Origin of the sequence: Nocardia sp. NPDC127606, from assembly GCF_042671725.1 — a bacterium.
Lineage (GTDB): Bacteria > Actinomycetota > Actinomycetes > Mycobacteriales > Mycobacteriaceae > Nocardia.
In genome coordinates, this window is the sequence record NZ_JBHXWQ010000001.1 from 801,580 (window position 1) to 818,620 (window position 17,041).

16 protein-coding genes are annotated in these 17,041 nt (G+C 66.3%); 5 read left to right on the forward strand and 11 right to left on the reverse strand.

All coding sequences use genetic code 11. The annotated features are described in order from the left end of the window. Positions 1-77: 77 nt before the first annotated feature. The 7 genes from ACFVJ5_RS03760 to ACFVJ5_RS03790 form a co-directional block, all read right to left on the reverse strand. Complete coding sequence (locus tag ACFVJ5_RS03760) at positions 78-1,004, reverse strand: TAXI family TRAP transporter solute-binding subunit (RefSeq protein WP_379218352.1); 927 nt, start codon at positions 1,002-1,004, stop codon at positions 78-80. Beyond that, on the reverse strand, positions 1,001-2,464 hold the full coding sequence (locus ACFVJ5_RS03765; RefSeq protein WP_379218353.1) for a sensor histidine kinase: 1,464 nt from the start codon (positions 2,462-2,464) through the stop codon (positions 1,001-1,003). Before ACFVJ5_RS03765 ends, ACFVJ5_RS03760 begins: the two co-directional genes overlap by 4 nt. A gap of 16 nt (positions 2,465-2,480) precedes the next feature. Further along, entirely contained in the window at positions 2,481-3,140 is a 660-nt protein-coding gene (locus ACFVJ5_RS03770) for a response regulator transcription factor (protein ID WP_358182784.1), read from the reverse strand. Between the two features lie 46 nt (positions 3,141-3,186). After that, the gene (locus ACFVJ5_RS03775) at positions 3,187-4,557 is read right to left on the reverse strand and encodes an MFS transporter (RefSeq protein ID WP_379218354.1); all 1,371 of its coding nucleotides are present in this window, start codon (positions 4,555-4,557) and stop codon (positions 3,187-3,189) included. A gap of 130 nt (positions 4,558-4,687) precedes the next feature. Beyond that, positions 4,688-5,725, reverse strand: a complete 1,038-nt coding sequence (locus ACFVJ5_RS03780; RefSeq protein WP_379218355.1) for a lipase family protein — start codon at positions 5,723-5,725, stop codon at positions 4,688-4,690. A 122-nt stretch (positions 5,726-5,847) separates the two neighbouring features. Further along, complete coding sequence (locus ACFVJ5_RS03785; protein ID WP_379218356.1) at positions 5,848-7,338, reverse strand: flavin-containing monooxygenase; 1,491 nt, start codon at positions 7,336-7,338, stop codon at positions 5,848-5,850. Beyond that, entirely contained in the window at positions 7,335-8,516 is a 1,182-nt protein-coding gene (locus ACFVJ5_RS03790) for a flavin-containing monooxygenase (protein WP_379218357.1), read from the reverse strand. The genes ACFVJ5_RS03785 and ACFVJ5_RS03790 overlap by 4 nt, the downstream gene beginning before the upstream one ends. 150 nt (positions 8,517-8,666) lie before the next feature. Here ACFVJ5_RS03790 and ACFVJ5_RS03795 point away from each other — a divergent pair, with 150 nt between their 5' ends. Further along, entirely contained in the window at positions 8,667-9,287 is a 621-nt protein-coding gene (locus ACFVJ5_RS03795; RefSeq protein ID WP_379218358.1) for a TetR/AcrR family transcriptional regulator, read from the forward strand. Between the two features lie 31 nt (positions 9,288-9,318). Here the strand turns inward: ACFVJ5_RS03795 and ACFVJ5_RS03800 are convergent, their stop codons facing one another. The 4 genes from ACFVJ5_RS03800 to ACFVJ5_RS03815 form a co-directional block, all read right to left on the reverse strand. Next, the gene (locus ACFVJ5_RS03800) at positions 9,319-10,590 is read right to left on the reverse strand and encodes a diguanylate cyclase domain-containing protein (protein ID WP_379218359.1); all 1,272 of its coding nucleotides are present in this window, start codon (positions 10,588-10,590) and stop codon (positions 9,319-9,321) included. Positions 10,591-10,729: 139 nt separating this feature from the next. Further along, complete coding sequence (locus ACFVJ5_RS03805) at positions 10,730-12,022, reverse strand: serine hydrolase domain-containing protein (RefSeq protein ID WP_379218360.1); 1,293 nt, start codon at positions 12,020-12,022, stop codon at positions 10,730-10,732. Between the two features lie 172 nt (positions 12,023-12,194). Continuing rightward, on the reverse strand, positions 12,195-12,623 hold the full coding sequence (locus tag ACFVJ5_RS03810) for a cupin domain-containing protein (RefSeq protein WP_379219758.1): 429 nt from the start codon (positions 12,621-12,623) through the stop codon (positions 12,195-12,197). Between the two features lie 312 nt (positions 12,624-12,935). Beyond that, the gene (locus ACFVJ5_RS03815) at positions 12,936-13,409 is read right to left on the reverse strand and encodes a MarR family winged helix-turn-helix transcriptional regulator (protein WP_379218361.1); all 474 of its coding nucleotides are present in this window, start codon (positions 13,407-13,409) and stop codon (positions 12,936-12,938) included. A 119-nt stretch (positions 13,410-13,528) separates the two neighbouring features. On the opposite strand from ACFVJ5_RS03815, the gene ACFVJ5_RS03820 reads away from it, so the two are divergent. From ACFVJ5_RS03820 to ACFVJ5_RS03835, 4 genes are all read left to right on the forward strand, one after another. Further along, on the forward strand, positions 13,529-14,410 hold the full coding sequence (locus tag ACFVJ5_RS03820; protein ID WP_379218362.1) for a dioxygenase: 882 nt from the start codon (positions 13,529-13,531) through the stop codon (positions 14,408-14,410). A gap of 77 nt (positions 14,411-14,487) precedes the next feature. Next, a complete protein-coding gene (locus tag ACFVJ5_RS03825) occupies positions 14,488-15,423 on the forward strand; it encodes an NADP-dependent oxidoreductase (RefSeq protein WP_379218363.1) in 936 nt (311 codons plus the stop codon). Between the two features lie 363 nt (positions 15,424-15,786). After that, on the forward strand, positions 15,787-15,951 hold the full coding sequence (locus ACFVJ5_RS03830; protein ID WP_379218364.1) for a hypothetical protein: 165 nt from the start codon (positions 15,787-15,789) through the stop codon (positions 15,949-15,951). Then, on the forward strand, positions 15,945-16,901 hold the full coding sequence (locus tag ACFVJ5_RS03835; protein ID WP_379218365.1) for a hypothetical protein: 957 nt from the start codon (positions 15,945-15,947) through the stop codon (positions 16,899-16,901). The genes ACFVJ5_RS03830 and ACFVJ5_RS03835 overlap by 7 nt, the downstream gene beginning before the upstream one ends. The last annotated feature ends 140 nt before the right edge of the window (positions 16,902-17,041 follow it).

The window sequence follows — 17,041 nt, forward strand, 5'->3', positions numbered from 1 at the left end:
TCCGCACGTGGCTATCGGTCCGCGATCACTAGACCACATCCAATAAGGTAAGGCAAACCTTACTGATGGCACCTAGTTCAGCCGTGCCAGCGGCGGTAGACCTCGGCAGCGCCAGGGTGCAGCGGGACGGTTCCGGTGCCGATCAGGAATCGGCCGTCCAGGAACTGTGTGCCCGCGGCCTCGGCGGGGACGAGCGCGTCCGCGTGCCGGACGAGCAGGTCGACGATGGCGGCCGCCGTCTCGTCGGGCAGGGTCGCGGCGGCGAGGAGCAGGTTGGCGACGCCGATCGTGTGCACCGCTGGGCTGCCCGGATAGGCGTCGGCGGGAATGGCGACTCGGTCGTAGGCGGGGCCGTATCGCTCTCGCATCGGTGCGGCGAGGGCGCCGAGGTCGATCAGTCGCAGGGGATCGGGCACGGTGAGTGCGGCGGTCGGCACGCCACCGGCCCACAGCAACGCGTCGATGGCGCCGGCGGTCAGCCGTTGCGCGGCCTCGCGCAGCGGGCGATGTTCGACCACGACGTCGACGGCCGGATCCAGCCCGGCCGTTGTCAGCAGTCGCTGGCCGGTGACCGCGGCGCCCGAGCCCGCGGCGCCGAGATTGACGCGGCGTCCGCGCAGGTCGGCGACCTCGTTGATCGGACCGTCGGTGCGCACCGCCAACTGGAGATAGTTCTCGTAGACCCGACCGAGCGCCACCACGCGCCCGCCGAAATCGCTCGCCGAATCCGCCAGTGCCAGTGCGGTGTCGACATCGCCGTCGGCGACCATCCGCAGATTCTGTTGCGACCCAGCGGTTTCCACCGGTTCGATGCGGAGAGTGTCGGTGTCGTCAGCGGCTGCGGCAGCCAGCAGTCGAGCGAAGGCGTAGTAGAAGCCCCCGTCCTCACCCGAGGCCAGTCGCACCGTCGTTCGGTCGTTCGTGCCGCACCCGACCATGCCCGCCGATACGAGTGCGGCCAAGGCCAGCATCCGGCGACGTGACATCGGCGATCCGCCACTCATCGCGCCACCGCGGGTAGCCGAACTGTCACGGCGAGTCCGTGCGGGCGCACCGCCTCGACCGTCAATGTCGCGCCCCATGCCTTGGCCAGTGCCTGCGCGATCGACAGACCCAGCCCCGTTCCGCCCGCGGCCGCGGCGGAACCGCGGAAGAACCGCGCCGTGAGTTTGTCGAGTTCGTCCGGCGCGACGCCCGTCCCGTCGTCGGCTACCCGGACCGTCACCCAGCCCGGTTCGTCGCTCACCCCGACCATCGTGTGCGCGCCGGATCCCGCATATCGGCACGAATTGCTCAGTGCCACATCGAGAATCTGGGCGAGCGCCGCCGAGCTGATCGCCGCCGAGCTGTGGTTGCCGGAGCCCTCACCGCTGTCCGGCGGCGCAGCGCTGACCGGCGTCGCCGAGACGGACCCATCGGGACGGCGTGCCGTGGTCAACCGGATCCCCGCGTCGTCGAACGCCGACGCCCACGCGTCGATTCGGTCGGCCACGACCTGCGCCGGGTCACACCGCTCCTCGGCGGATGCCGCGGTGCCGAAGGAGGCGGGCGTTTGCGCCACCGCCAGCTCCAGCAGATCGTCGAGGAGCGCGGTCAGCCGTTCCACTTCCGCGGTCGCACCGCGGAAGGTCGCCGACGCCTGGCCGGGGACCGCGTATTCCAGCGAGTCGAGACGAATCATCAAGGCGGCGAGTGGGTTTCGCATCGCATGCGCGGTATCGGCGACGAGCTGGTGCTGCGCGTCGGCGGAGTCGGCGACGGCGGTGGCCATGGCGTCGACGGATTCGGCGAGGTCGCGGACCTCCGGTGGGCCACCGTAATTTCTGGTGATCGGGGCGCGGCCACGCGGTTTCGGCAGTGTCGCGGTGAGTTCGGCGACCGCGTCCGACATCGCGGCCAGCGGGCGCAGCACCCATCGGCTCAGGACCAGTGCCAACAGCACGAAGACCACCATCGCGCCGAGCGCGCCCACCGCGATCACCGCCCACACCCGGGCGATCGTCGCGCGCGCCGCGGCGGTCGACGACTCGATCACGACGGCGCCGTTGACCTGCACGCCGGTGCCGACCGGGCGCGCGATGAGCATCACCGGAGCGCTCCACGGCGTCAGCCGATCCACCTGCTGCGGGCGCTGGTTGCGGCGAGCCGCGGCCACCGCGGCCCGGATGCGCGGATCGCTCACCTCGACCCCGGCGTTGACGATCGGCGCCCCGCGAGCATCCACGACCAGGACGTTCTCGCCGTACAGCTCGTGATAGCGCCCGACCTCGTCGGCGAGTGCCTGCACCCCGCCCGCCGACCCCGCCGCGTCGGCGAGGGTCGCGAAGCGATCGGCGTCACCGGACCGGCCGAGTACCAACTCCTGGGTGCGGCTGGTGGCGGCGGTCAGCGACAGCGGAATCGCGAAGGCCAGCACCGCGAGCGCCGCGAAGACGGTGAGCGCGATCAGCAGTCTGCGACGCATGCCGGTCCTCGCGCACTCACTCGCCCCACCGATACCCGTAGCCGCGAATGGTGGTGATCAGTCCGGGCCGGTTCAGTTTGGCGCGCAGCCCGGTCATGTGGACATCGAGCGAGCGCGAGACCGCGACGAACGCATCGCCCCAGATACGGTCCATCAGCTGCTGCCTGCTCACCGCGGCGCCCGGCCGTTCCACCAGGACCTCGACGAGCTCGAATTCCTTCTGGGTGAGCGCGATCGGAGCACCGGCCACCTCGACGATCCTGGCCCGCAGATCCACCCGGACATCACCGGTGACGACTTCGGTCCTGGCCTGCGTGGCGACGGCCGCGGCCCGGCGCAGCACGGTCTCGAGCCGCGCCATCAGCTCGGCGATCCGCGGCGGCTTGACCACATAGTCGTCCGCTCCGCCACGCAAGCCACGCACGATGGAGCGTTCGTCGCTGCGGGCGGTCAGGATCAACACCGGGATCGTGCTGACCTCACGCAGCTGACGTAGGACCTGCAACCCGTCCGCATCGGGCAGACCGAGGTCGAGGAGCACGGCGTCGAAGTCGCGGTGGGCGATGAGCAGATCGGCGCCACGGCGCATGCGCTCGGCCCGGTAGCCGCGCGCGGTGAGCGCCTCTACCAGGGCGTCGCCCACTCCGTCGTCGTCCTCGACCACCGCAAGCCGCACGCGCCGATCCTCCCATAGCGGCAGGACCGGCGCGTGTTCCGGACGGTCAGCCACGCACGGCGGCCATCGCCCGTTCCGGCTCGACCGCATCGGCATCGACGACGTCGTCGGCGTCGATGGTCGACTCGGCCGACGTCTCCCGCATGAAGTAGTAGGTGATCAGCGAGATCGCGATACATCCGGCGACATAGAAGAAGTAGAGCGACTCGAGCCCGGCCTTCTTCAGCGCCAGGGCGATCATCTCGGCGGTACCACCGAAGATGGCGACCGTCAGCGCGTACGGCAGGCCGACACCGAGCGCGCGGATCTTGGTGGGAAACAGCTCGGCCTTCACGATCGAGTTGATCGAGGTGTAACCGGTGACGATCACCAGCGCGGTCATCATCAGGCCGAACGCCGCGAGCGCATTGGAAGTGTGCGCGAGCGCCGTCATGATCGGCACCGTCAGCACCGTGCCGGCGACACCGAAGAAGATGAGCAGTTTGCGGCGGCCGATCCGGTCCGACAGACCGCCCGCGATCGGCTGGAGCACCACGAAGACCAGCAGCGCGACGAAGTTGATCCAGGCCACGGTGTCCTTGGAGATGCCCGAGGTATTGATCATGAACTTCTGCATATAGGTCGTGTAGGTGTAGAACGCCACGGTGCCGCCCAGCGTCAGGCCGACCACCAGCAGGCATTCCCGGGGGTACTGCAGCAGGACCCGCAGCGAACCGCGTGAGCTGCTCGCGGCCGCCTCACCGGTCTCGGACGTCTTCTCCATGGCCTTGAACGAGTCCGACTCGTCCATGCCGCGTCGCAGCAGCATCACCACGATCGCGCCACCGGAACCGATCAGGAACGGGATGCGCCAGCCCCAGCTGTACATCTGCTCCGACGTGAGCATCTGCTGCAGGATGATCTGCACGCCCAGCGCGACGAGCTGGCCCGCGACCAGCGTCACGTACTGGAAGCTCGAGTAGAACCCGCGTCGTCCCGGGGACGCGACCTCGGACAGATACGTAGCGCTGGTGGCGTATTCGCCGCCGACCGACAGTCCCTGCAGCAGCCGCGCCATGAGTAGCAACACCGGCGCCGCGATTCCGATGGTCTGGAATCCGGGCGTCACCGCGATCATCAGCGAACCCGCGGCCATCACCGTCACCGAGAGCGTGAGGGCCGCGCGGCGGCCGAACCGGTCGGCGTAGCGCCCGAGCGCCCAGCCACCGATCGGGCGCATGATGAACCCGACCGCGAACACTGCCGCCGTCGACAACAGTTGCGCCGTGGGGTCGCCGTCCGGGAAGAACGCCTTCGCGAAATACACGCTGAACGCGGCGTAGACGTACCAGTCGTACCACTCGACGAGGTTGCCGATCGAGCCGCGCAGCACGTTCGCCACGACTCGCCGTTCACCACCGGCCTGTGTCGTTGTCACCTTGGACCCTCCTCTATCGGCGCGGCAGTGCGCCGTCGGAGACCACTGTGTCGGCGCTCACATGCCGAAAGGAAGCGACACGGGCGGTTCCTAACCTTCCCTTAGGACGATGCTTCGCGAGCGGAACCGCTCAGGAGGCGGTCGGGGTCACTCTCCGGTCCTGTTCGGCGAAGCAGTCGGCGAGGAAAGCGAATCCAGCCCGGGCGAATAGCGGTGCCGAGATGAAGTGGCCACCGAATCGGATCCGATGTTCACTGACCTCGACGCCGAGTTCGCGCCAACGCTGTGTGAGCAGTTCGGTCTGTCGGTAGGGGACCACCCGGTCGCGGGGGCCGTGCCCGACGAGCACCGGCGCTGTCGGGGGCAGGTAGCCGAGGCTGACCTCACGCATCCGCTCGATCCACACCGGATCCTCGAACGGGTCGGTGCTGAGATAGAAGGAGCGTGACTTCGGTATGACGAACCCGACCGCGGCGAGCGCCAGCGGATGCAGTCGGCGAATCATCGGCATCGTGAACTTGCCCGCGGCGTTGAGATTTCGGCGCAGATCCAGATTATCGAAACTGGCTTCGAGCCCCATCGCCGAGTACATCAGCAAGAACAAGCCCGCGGTGCGATCGAGGCTCGTACCCATTTCGGCGAGGTCGGCCGGTGGCGCGCCGACGGCGACACCGGCCAACGGCAGATCGGGAGCGTAGAAGGACTGGATCTGCGCGGCCCAGGCGGCGGTGTTCCCGCCCTCGGAGTAGCCATAGATCCCGTACTGGCTGATCTGCTCGGATCGGGTGGTGAGCAGGTGCCGCGCGGCACGCATGACATCGAGCAATGCGCGGCTGTTGGCCGGACCGATGACATAGGGGTGGGTTCCCGCGGTTCCCAGCCCGGGGTAGTCCGTGACCGCCACCGCCCAGCCGCGGGCCAACGCGGAGGCGATGAACACGCCTTCATATTCCATTCCTCGTTCGAGTAGCCGCGACACCGATGCCGAACGTGCCATGCCCTGAGTGCCCGGAGCGAACCCGACCAGCGGCAGTGGTCCCGAGATCTCGTGGGGAATCAGAATCGCTCCCGAGACCGTGATCGGCTTTCCGGCAAGATCGGTCGAACGGTACAACACGCGATATGCGTCGGCCCGCACCGTGATTCCTGGGGCGATCCGTGCGGTCATCGATCTGATTCGCAGGATTTCCCCGGCGGCCGCGCTGCTGACGGTCGATTCCGGGAGGGGTTGATAGAACTTTGTTCGCTGGCGCGACATCAGTGTCGCCTTTCGGGATCGAAGTCGGGATGTCAGATCAACGCCGCGACGTGGGCGTGGCGATCCGGGTCGAACGTCAGTACGCCGTCGAGAAGTTCGCCTGTGCCGAGCAAGGCGCGATCGCGGTAATAGTTGTTGACCACCTTCCAGGGAGTGCGCCGCCCCTGTCGTGGCATGACACCGTCACCGCGCTTGATGTATCCGGAGGTCAGGTCATCACCCATCACGGACTCTTCGGCGATGTCGTCGGCGCCCGCGTGCACCGAGAATTGTGAGTATCCGCTGTCGCGCATCGCGTTGAGGATCCGGCAGAAATAGTGGGCGGCGAGGTCGGCCTTGAGCGTCCATGACGCGTTGGTGTAGCCGAGGATGATCATGGCGTTGGGGACCCCGGAGATGAGGACGCCCTTGTAGAGCACCGAACCGCGGGGGTCCACCGGTACGCCGTCCACGACGAGTTCGGCGCCGCCGACGATCTGTACGTTCAGGCCGGTGGCGGTGACGATGAGGTCGGCCTCGAGCTCCTGGCCCGACTCGGTCAGGATGCCCTTCTCGGTGAACTTCGCGATGCGGTCGGTGACGATGTCGGCCTTGCCGCTCTTGAGCACCTTGAACAGGTCACCGTTGGGCACCACGCACAAGCGCTGATCCCACGGGTTGTAGGCGGGCGTGAAGTGCCGCATATCGATCTTGTTGCCCAGTTGTAGTTTGACCTGGTTCAAGAACACCTTCTTGGCCAGCTCCGGATTGGTGCGCGAGAGCTGGAAGCTGGCGCGCTGCAAGGCGATATTGCGGGCACGGCCGATCCGATAAGCGATCTTTTCGGGCACGCGAGCCTTGCGCATCGTGATCGCGGCCGGGTCGTTCGAGGGCAGCGTCTGGATGTAGGTGGGTGAGCGCTGCAGCATCGTGATGTGCTCGACGTCGTCGGCCATCGCGGGGATCAGGGTGATCGCGGTGGCACCGGAACCGATGACCACGACCTTCTTGCCCCGGTAGTCGAGGTCCTCTGGCCAATGCTGTGGGTGCACGATCTGGCCGGTGAAGTCCGCGGCGCCGGGGAATGTCGGCTGATAGCCCTTGTCGTAGTCGTAGTAGCCGGTGGCGCCGACCAGGAAATTCGCCGACCAGGTCTCGACCTCGCCGGTGCGCTCGTGCAGGACTTCGCCCGTCCACAGCCCGGTGGTGCTGTCGAAGGAGGCGCGAATTCCCCGGCGGCCGAAGTGGATGTGTTCCAGGATGCCGTATTCGCGGGCGGTGTCTTCGATGTAGTTCCGGATGCTCGGCCCGTCGGCCAGGATTTTCGTGCCGATCCACGGGCGGAATCCGAAACCGAAGGTCAGCATGTCCGAGTCGGACCGGATGCCCGGATACTTGAACAGATCCCAGGTGCCGCCGACGTTGTCGCGGCGTTCGATGATCGCGAAGCTGCGGCCGGTCTGCTCGCGAACGAGCTGGCAGGCAGTACCGATGCCGGAGAGGCCCGCGCCGATGATCAGTACGTCGACGTGTCGTGTCGTCATGACAGAGTTCCATCCTGGTGAGAGATCAGGTAGTCGCGGTCGTCGGGTTCGGTGAGCAGGGTGGTCATCGTCTTGCGGTCGAACGGCCACAGGTCGATGGTGTTTTCCTCGGTGAAGTACCAGGAGTTGCAACCGGTGTTCCACACGGTCGGGCCCATGGCGTCGGCGACGGAGTCGTTGAACCGGACGGTTGCCTCCTCGGTCACCTCCACGGTGTCGAACTCGTCGTCGCGGAAGCGTTGCAGCCACTGCGTGATGTAGCGGGCAGTCAGCTCGGCGGAATACTGCAGCGAGATCGACCCGGTGGGTGAGTTCGGGCCGAGCACGGTGAACAAGTTCGGGAAACCGGGGATCGCGGTCATCCGGTAGGCGCGTGGCCCCTTCGCCCAGGCTTCGTCGATGCTCAGTCCGTCGCGGCCGCGCAGGTTCATCGGGCGCATGTAGTTGTGCGGGTGGAAGCCGGTGGCGAAGACGATCACGTCGAGGTCGTGGTGGGTGCCGTCCGCGGTGCGGATCCCGGTTTCGGTGATCTCGCTGATCGCTTCGGTCACCAACGCCGCGTTGCCGGCGCCGATCGCGCGGTGATAGGTGCCGGAGAGGACCTGCCGTTTGCAGAAGGGTTCGTAGTCGGGAGTCAGGGCGGCGCGCAGCTGTCGATCGCGCACCTGGGTGGTCAGCGACCACCGGGCGAGCTGTTGCGCGGCTCGGCGTCGCCATGTCGGTTTCAGCGCGATATCGGCGAGGATGCCCGAGCTCCACAGCAGCGCGGAGTAGAGGCGCTGGTGCGCGGCGGGCGCGGCGGCGAGCACCTTGGCCAACAGTCGTGGCTGGGGCAGACCCATCGGAGCCCAGAGCACCCATTGGGGGGTGCGGGCGAACTGGGTCAACGTCGCGGCGTGCGGTTGCAGTGCGGAGACCACCTGTACGCCGGTGGACCCGCTGCCGATCACCGCGATGCGCTTGCCGGCGGTCTCGATCGCGTCGTCCCAGCGGGCGGTGTGCACGACCGCACCGGTGAACCGACCGATTCCCGGGATGTCGGGGGTGAGGCAGACTCCGCCGACATCGGCGCCCTTCTCCACGATCACGAAGTTCTCGAAGCCGGCCTGCTTGAAGATCACACCGGCGGTGATTCCGGCGACGCCGGCGCCGATGATGACGATCTTCGGGTCACGCATGACGAACTCCCTTGTTCTCTCCACATGCCTGGACTGACACATCATTCTACTTACGGAATGAAGTGTCACTCAACTTTGACGGAGGCTATCATCACAGGCGTGGTCGGACCAGAGGCACTCGGAGACAGACGCGCTCAGCGAGCGGAACGCATGCGCGAGGAAACACGCCGCGACATCATCGACGCCGCCTTCGATTGCTTCGCGACGAGCGGCTACCACGACACCTCGATCGCCGATATCGCCGCGCGACTGGGTATCGGCCACGGCACCTTCTACCGGTACTTCCAGAACAAGCGCGACATCATCGACCACGTCGTGGACGACCTGTTCGGTCGCGTGCTGGAAGCCTTGTCGACCGACAACGCCCCCGCCGCCGCGGAAACCCTCGACGACTACCGTGCCCAGGTCGGCCGCATCGCCGACGGACTGACCGACATCCTGTACTCCGACCCGCGCATTCCCCGATTCCTGTTCACCGGGACGGTCGGTGTCGACGCCGAACTGAACAAACGAATGTTCAGCGTGCTCGACTCCGCCAACGCGCTCACGGCCGGTTATCTCGAACACGGGATCGAACGCGGGTACCTGCGCGCCGATCTCGACGTCGACCACACGGCGCAGGCTGTGATGGGCATGCTCCTGGCCGGGGTCATCGCCTGCGCCAGGGATGCCGCGGACCGGGCCATCACGGACGGGAGCGGGCCGCCCGAACAGCAACGACAGCTCAGCGGCGCGATACAGCGGCTGATGTTCGACGGAATCGCCCTCTGACTCACCGAGCCGCGCGGGGGCTGATGAAATCTCAGCGAGGTATCTCGGGCCTGCCCCACGAATCGGTCGAGTCGGTCCCGGATTGCGCGTCGGTGCGCAGGATCCACCGGTTCTTGCCCAGCGCTTTGGCCTGGTAGAGGCAGTCGTCGGCCTCGGCGAGCAGTTCGGGAACGCGTCTGCCGGTCAGGGGCGTCACCACCGCGCCGATACTGACCGATATCGATATCGGTCCGTCGGGCAGGGCGAACGGATCGACGACCGCGGCGTGGAGCAGATCGATGGTCTTGCGCGCTCGGTCGACCGCGCACGGAGGGAGTACCACGATGAACTCGTCCCCGCCGAGGCGAGCGATCAACTCCTGATCGGTGCTCAAGCATCGCCGCAGGCGTTCGGCGAGCTCGACGAGGATCTGATCGCCCACGGCATGTCCGTAGGTGTCGTTGACCGCTTTGAACCCGTCGACGTCGAGTGCGCACACCGCCGCACACTGCCCGGGGTGGGCGTCGCCGACGAGCGAGTGCAGCTCGGTGTGCAGGCCACGCCGGTTGGTCAGGCCGGTGAGCGGGTCGTGGTGAGCCTGCCAGTGCAGCCGTTGCGCGGCCGTGTGCTGTTCGGTGAGGTCCTGGCCGAAGCCGAGCATGTACGCCCGTTCGCCGTCGGCCGAGACGCACTGGGTGATCGTCCAGCCGACCCACCTCGTGGTCCCGTCGGGGCGAGGCTGTTCGCTTTCGAACCGCACGGCGCCCGAATCGTTGCCGGCGAGTTCGGCGAAGATGCGCTGACGCTCGATGTCGGCGGTGTCACCGGCCAGGTCGAAGCCGTCGAGTCCCCGGAGCTGGTCGAGCGGGTACCCCATCAGACGTTCGAAGGCTGGATTGGCGTCGATGATGCGGCCTCGGGCGTCACCGATGGACATGGCCACCGACGCGTGGCGGAACGCGATCTCGAAGCCGTCGGCGGCGTGTGGTGTCACCGACTCTGAGGTGAGACTGCGCCCGACGCCGAGGCCGAATCGTGCGGCCAGGCTCGTCATCACCTCGGGCGTCGTTCCGGCGTGTCGGCAGACCTCACGCAGGGTCGGTAGCGAGGCGTCGATGACAGCGGGGGAGCGGAAACCGAGATCGGCGACGGCGATCCCGAGGTTCTCGCCGACGGCCGGATCCCATGCGGGGTTGGCCAGCGAGATCAGCACCCGGGCCAGAAGGTCTTCGAGGACGTCGACGAGCTCGTCTTCTCCGCGTTCCGGGGTGGTCACCGCCGCCAGATCTGCGGCCCATTGTCGGGCGAATCGTCGAGCGGGCACCGTCGATGACACCTCCGTAGACTCCGATATCTCCTTCGAGCAGTAAAGCAAGGATCACCTCACCACATACGAACATCGGATCAGCGGGGCGTCATCGTGTGCAGCGGATATCCGTTCGGGTGGTCGGCCCGAGGCTTCGTTACCGGCCGGTGGTGGTGGTCGGTGGGGCAGGGCTGGTGGGCGCGGTCGTCGCGCCGGTGTTCGGCGCGGCCGGGCTGCCCGGCACCGCCTCGTTACCGTAGAAGACCGGCAGCATGCCCTTGACCAGCACCAGTGCCGACCCCTCGCCCGACGGCACCGTCGCGAGGTTCGTGGCGACCACGATCGTGAGGTCGGACTCCGGGTCATGGCCCATGAAGGTCATGTACCCCGGTATCTGACCGTCGTGCCCGAACAGATGCAACCCGAATCGGACGATGCCGAGACCGTATCCGGCGACATCGGGGGCGGCCGGATCGATCGGCTGGATGCTGTCCATCCGCACTCGCTGCATCTTCTCGTCCAGCAGGTCGCCCTCGACGAGTGCCCGCACGTACGTGGCCACATCACCGACCGTCGATATCGCGGCACCCGCGGTCCACGTCCACGACGGGCTCTCGTCGGTCGCGTTGCTGGGTTGCAGTGTGCCCGCGAGAGCCGCGGCCTGTTCTTCGGGCGGCAGGGCGAACGTGTCGATCGTGGAGACATTGGTGCCGAACGCGTACCCCTGCGGGTGCGGATCGGGGATCGAGTGGTCCGCCGCCGCGGGCAACGAGGTGTGCTTCAAGCCGAGCGGTTCGAAGATCCGCTGCTGGAAATTCTCGGCGGCCGACATCTTCGTGACCTTCTCGATGACGAGGCCGAGCAGGATGATGTTGGTATTGCTGTAATCGAATTTCTCCCCCGGTGCGAAATTGACCGGGTGGGAGAAGGCGATAGCGAGCAACTCCTCCGGCGTCCATACCTTGTTCGGGTCACTGTCCAGCATGGCGTTGAATTGTGGGTCGAACGTGTAACTGTAAAGCCCGCTTCGCATTTCGGAGAGCTGGGCGATGGTGATCTCATCCCCGTTCGGCACATCCGGCCAATATTTGGCGATCGGGTCCTCGAGTGCGAGTTTGCCCTCCTGCACCAACTGCAGAATGACCGTCGACGTCATGGTTTTGGTGTTGCTGGCGATGCGGAAGTAGTCGTCCACCGACATGGGGTCGTCGGCACCGATGACGCGGGTGCCGAACGTCTCGGTCCAATCGCCCTCCTTCGGCGATCTGACGACCACGACCGCACCGGGAATGACATTGTCTTTCATGAGCTGGGTGATCACCGGCCTGAGGGTGGCGGCGTAGGCGGGCTCGGCCTGCGAGTCGGCCGACGTGCTGGTGGCATCGCCGCCGGAATCCGACGACGTCCCGCAGCCCGTGGCAATGAACAAACTCGCGGTCGCGACAAACACTGCGAAACTCGTCCGGTGTCCCATGATTCTCCGATCAGCGTGTGCTCAGGAGGGGTGATGCCGCACTGTGTAACGCAACTCTGCTCCCTGCACGCCGAGGAATCAATCAGCAACCCGGTAACAGTGGAACGGCGCGCCGCGAGCTTGCCATCTCAGGACATCGAGTGTGGGTTCAGCTCCGGAAATCCTCGAAGTCGAAGCCCGGCGCGACTACACAGCTCACCAAGACCTCCTCACCCCCGCAGGGCCGGGCCGCCTGCCAATTGCCCGCCGGGACGAGTTGCTGCACACGGTGCCCCGACTCGATGGCTGGGCCGAGGATCACGGTCTCGGTGGTGGTGGGTGTGTCGCCGTCGCCGCCCAGCGTGAGTTCCAGTGGTCCGCCCCGGTGCCACATCCAGAGTTCGTCGGAGCGCACCGCGTGCCAGATCGACTGTTCGTGCTCGGGAAGCAGGAACAGGATCCCCGTGGCGGCGGCGCGCTGACCCGGATAGTCCGTGGGTGCGAAAGTATGCGGACTGCGCCAAGTTTCGCGAAACCAGCCGCCTTCGGGATGCGGCAGGAGATCGAGGGTCTCCGCGGTCGATGGCCGGTCCAACAGTTCGACATGGCGGCCCGCGGGACCGCGCCGGGCCCACCGCACCTTCCCGACGGGCAGGTGCCCCGCGGTCGGCGATGCCTCGCGCGGGGTGACGACGAGGACCTGTGCGGTCGTGGGCAGTGCATCGGCAACCAGAAGCGCGGATTCGTCGTCGGCGGCCCAGGCGGTCCGGTCGTCGTCGACGGGCAGCTGATCACCTCCCGACCGCCACGCATCGAGAGTGGTCACCAGCATCGGTTCGGTGTCGGTCGCATCGGGCACGAGGGATTCCATGGCATCGAGTGTTCACGAAGATCGCGGACAGCACCCGGTTCAGCCCTGTTCGAGTTCCTCGCGCACGGTGGCGGCGATGCGGGTGAGCGCGGTCCCGAGATTGCGGCGTTGAGCGGCGGTCAGTGGATCGAACACGAGCCGCTTCACCTGTGCCACGTGTTCCGGGGCACTGTCGGCGAGCTTGCGGCGGCCGTCGTCGGTGAGGGTGGCGAAGGTGTATCGGCCGTCGCTGGGGTCGGGTCGGCGGGTGACCCAGTCGCGGGATTCGAAGCGGTCCATCGCTTTCGACAGGCGGGGCTGGGTGCTGTCGCAGACCCGGGCGAGCTCGCTCAGCCGCATGGTGTCGTCGTCGGCCATCGACAGCCTGGCCAGCACCCCGTACTCGAAGTTGGAGATGCCCGCGTCGCGTTGTAGCTGACGGTCGAGGGCTGCGGGGAGGGCGGTGACGACCGTGAGGAGCGCCTGCCACAGCTCCTGTTGGTCCTCATCGAGCCAGGGTGACGGGGTGTTCATGCGCCCATCGTACTTGCCCAGGAAACATGCACTTGCCTGGGCAAGTCATTGTGCGCTACGTTGTTACTTGCCCAGGCAAGTGAAAATACTTTCCAGGGCAACTTAAGGAGCTGATATTGATGACAACCAGCCGCCGCCCCTCCGTGAACGGCCGAGCTTCGGGCAAGCCTGCTGCCGCCTATGCGGATCTCCTTGCCCGCGTTCTGCCACAGGCGCGCGAACAACTTCTGTGGAGTCCGGCCGACGGGCCGCTGCCGAGCCTGTTCGTCAGCCACGGCGCCCCGTTCACCCTCGACGATCCGCAGTGGCTCGGCGACCTCTTCGCCTGGGCTCAGTCGATGCCCAAACCCCGTGCCATCGTTGTTGTTTCGGCTCACTGGGAACAAGCACCGGCCGCGGTCACCGCGGCCGTGGCAGGCACTCCGTTGTACTACGATTTCAGCGGCTTCGACCCCCACTACAAGACCCTTCCCTACGCGACCCCGGGCGCCACCGACCTCGCTCGCCGACTCACCGGGCTGCTGGGCCCCGCGCCCGTGCACGAGTTCGCCGACCGGGGCCTGGACCACGGTGCCTTCATCCCGCTCATGGCCATGTACCCCGCCGCCGATGTCCCGGTCGTGCAGCTGTCGATGCCCACCCTCGACCCCCGCGCGCTCCTCGAACTCGGCGCACGCCTGCGGCCACTGCGCGAAGAAGGCATCCTCGTGCTCGGCTCGGGCTTCATGACACACAGCTTCGCCGTCTTCGGTCGCCCGGAGCTCGCCGGCGAGACAACAGCTTTCGATGAATGGGCAGTCGATGCTCTCGCCCGCGGCGACGTCGATGCGCTCACCGACTACCGCGCGAAGGCGCCCGGCGCCGCGGTCGCGCACCCGACGGCCGAACATTTCGTCCCGCTGCTGCTCACCGTCGGTGCGGCTACGGACCCCGCCAGCGCGGTGAGCGCCATCGACCGCCTGGTCATGGGCAACTCCATCCGCTCGGTCCAACTGACCTGAGCCGGTTCGACTTTCCCTTCCCGCTCGATCGCCTCGTCCCGTGGCGACGACATCGAAACACCTTGGAGGACAATTCCATGAAGGCAATCCGTTTTCACGAGTTCGGTGCCAGTGAAGTCCTGCGCTACGAAGACATCGACCGCCCGGTCCCCGCGCCCGGGCAGGTGCTCGTGCAGGTCGTCGCCACCTCGTTCAACCCGGTCGACGATCACATCCGCGCCGGCCATCTGGCGCAGATGCTCCCGATCGTGCTGCCGTATGTGCCGGGCATCGACCTGGCCGGCATCGTCATCGAGCTCGGCGCGGACGTGACAGACCTGGCGATCGGCGACCGGGTCGTGGCGATGCTGCCCCTCGACTCCGCAGGCGGCGCAGCCGAATTCGCGCTGGTCCCCGCCGAGTCCCTCGCCGCGGCACCGCGGACGATCGAGTTGGCCGACGCCGCGGCGCTGCCGCTGACCGGCCTCGCTGCCTGGCAGTTGGCGTTCGAGCTCGCCGAGCTGAAGCCGGGCCAGACGGTCCTGGTCAACGGAGCTGCGGGTGCGGTGGGCAGCCTGGTGGTACAGCTCGCTGTCGATGCCGGAGCGCAGGTGACCGCGGTGGACGCGCCGGAGCACGCAGACCGACTCAGTGGCTACGGCGCGGTCCGGGTCGAAGGCCCCCTCGATCTTGCCGACGGTCCGGACGCGGTAAGCGGCCCGTTCCAGGTCGTGGTGAACCATGTGCGCGTTTCCCCCGAGGAACTCGCACAGTTGACGAACTATGTCGCCGACGGCGGGATCGCTGTCAGCTCGGTAGGCCCGATTCCCGAGGACGCTGCCCGCGGCGTCCGCAGCGAGAGCCTGTGGGTCCGCAGCGACGGAGCCCAGTTGAGCGAGTTGGTCACCAAGGTGGACGCCGGCAAGCTCCACATCCACATCGCCGACCGTCGCCCGGTAGCCGAACTGGCCGAGGTGCATGCGGACGCGGGCGCCGGCCGCCTGACCGGCAAGACCATCGTGCTCGCCCCCTGATCGCGCCTGGACCGGGCCACCCACCACTTGGTTCTCCCGCCGGTGGGCGGCCCGGCAGGTCGGTAGGCCCGTAGCCTCCAACGGCTTGGTTGTGCCCACTTCCACGGTGAACGGACCGAACGGCCTGTGTGCTGCCTTCGCGATGCTTTCCAGGTTCATCGATTCGGGGACCTCTGCGGTGCTTTGTGGATTAATAATCAAACGACCAGTTCTATTTGGCTATTGCATAGCATTTTCCAGCGGACGCGCCAAGAGTCGACACGCAAACGACCTTCTCGAAACAAGCTGTGCTGCTTGGTGATTGGGAATGCGCGCGCCCATAGGTCGGTGTATGCTCGCAGTCGGCTCTAGAAAGGAAAACGCATGGCAACACAAGTCGGTTCGCTTGCTGAACTGGACCGCGATATCGATGTGCTGATGGCAAGCACTTCAGCGAGTGGTCTCGCGGAAGCGTTCGATAGTCCGGACACCCGTAGGAAATTCGTCGAGCGCCAGCCGAAGGCGAACGACGCCGGCGACGGATGGTAGAAATCCCCTTTTGTTCCGCTGACAAACTTGTTCTGCCGGAAAGCATTTTGTTGGTGCAGGAGAGTTATCCGTGGCTCAGCGTGGAGAGATCGGCGAAGTCCGTTCTCTCCACGGCGGCGCCGGCGTTCCGGTCCGAGATCGACAACCTCCCACTGTCGGTCTTCGGTCTGAACAGCGGATTCTTCTATCTACCCGCCGCTCTGGCGTTGGAGTGGGCCGCACCTGTTCCGATAGAAGACTTCTTGGTGGCATTGGCTGTTGGTCACGTGTTCTTTGCCTTTCAGGACTCCATCGTCGACGGCGGCGCCGCGTCTCCCGAACTCTGCGTGATCGCGCACGATGCCCTGTTCGAATATTTGCCGAGAATCGCCGCGATCGGATGGCCCAGCGCTTCGCCTGCGGTCGGATCGGCCCATGCGATCGAATCGCATCGACGAAACTACCTTTTGTATTCGGCGGCCATCGCCAACGATTTGCGCCATCGAAGTGTTCTGAATCGCTACACCTCACTGGAGATAGCCAACCTGGGATGGAAAGCTGCCCCCTGTAATACGCCATTCGAAGTCGTTGCCGCGCGATCCGGGAGGCAGGAGTCCGTCCCCGACCTCCTCGAGGCGGTGAAGTATTTCTGCGCAGGACTGCAGCTCATGGATGATCTGAGCGACCTTGCCGTGGATCATGCCGACGGCAATATGACGATGGCGCTCTCACATACGTTGCTGCACTTGAAGGATGCGGGATTGGAACATCGTTCTGCCGATGCCGACGATATCTTGTTCGCTGCCGAAATGTCCGGCGTCAGCCTGGTGTCCTGCCAGATGGCACTTCGTATGTTCTCGGTCGCGAAAGAGTTCGCCGACCGGGTGGAAGCCACACCGCTCGCCGAGCTGTGTGATGCGTGGACCGTTCGGGCGGTGCGGCGTATCGAGCTCATCGACGAATCGGTCTGATCGCCGGGATGTCTACTTTGCCGCATCGGTGGGTCGGGATAGGTGACAGTCGCGCGCTGTCACAGCTTCTGGTCACGCAGTTCGGACGGACCGACCGCCTCGCGCGATGGCGTTACTCGGTGAAACTTGTCCTCACTCCG

What these genes read in the sequence shown, in the direction of transcription:
- ACFVJ5_RS03760 (WP_379218352.1), bottom strand. Translation starts at nt 1,004, where the DNA reads ATGAGTGGCGGATCGCCGATGTCACGTCGCCGGATGCTGGCCTTGGCC.
- ACFVJ5_RS03765 (WP_379218353.1), bottom strand. Translation starts at nt 2,464, where the DNA reads ATGCGTCGCAGACTGCTGATCGCGCTCACCGTCTTCGCGGCGCTCGCG.
- ACFVJ5_RS03780 (WP_379218355.1), bottom strand. Translation starts at nt 5,725, where the DNA reads ATGACCGCACGGATCGCCCCAGGAATCACGGTGCGGGCCGACGCATAT.
- ACFVJ5_RS03785 (WP_379218356.1), bottom strand. Translation starts at nt 7,338, where the DNA reads ATGACGACACGACACGTCGACGTACTGATCATCGGCGCGGGCCTCTCC.
- ACFVJ5_RS03790 (WP_379218357.1), bottom strand. Translation starts at nt 8,516, where the DNA reads ATGCGTGACCCGAAGATCGTCATCATCGGCGCCGGCGTCGCCGGAATC.
- ACFVJ5_RS03795 (WP_379218358.1), top strand. Translation starts at nt 8,667, where the DNA reads ATGCGCGAGGAAACACGCCGCGACATCATCGACGCCGCCTTCGATTGC.
- ACFVJ5_RS03815 (WP_379218361.1), bottom strand. Translation starts at nt 13,409, where the DNA reads ATGAACACCCCGTCACCCTGGCTCGATGAGGACCAACAGGAGCTGTGG.
- ACFVJ5_RS03820 (WP_379218362.1), top strand. Translation starts at nt 13,529, where the DNA reads ATGACAACCAGCCGCCGCCCCTCCGTGAACGGCCGAGCTTCGGGCAAG.
- ACFVJ5_RS03825 (WP_379218363.1), top strand. Translation starts at nt 14,488, where the DNA reads ATGAAGGCAATCCGTTTTCACGAGTTCGGTGCCAGTGAAGTCCTGCGC.
- ACFVJ5_RS03830 (WP_379218364.1), top strand. Translation starts at nt 15,787, where the DNA reads ATGGCAACACAAGTCGGTTCGCTTGCTGAACTGGACCGCGATATCGAT.
- ACFVJ5_RS03835 (WP_379218365.1), top strand. Translation starts at nt 15,945, where the DNA reads ATGGTAGAAATCCCCTTTTGTTCCGCTGACAAACTTGTTCTGCCGGAA.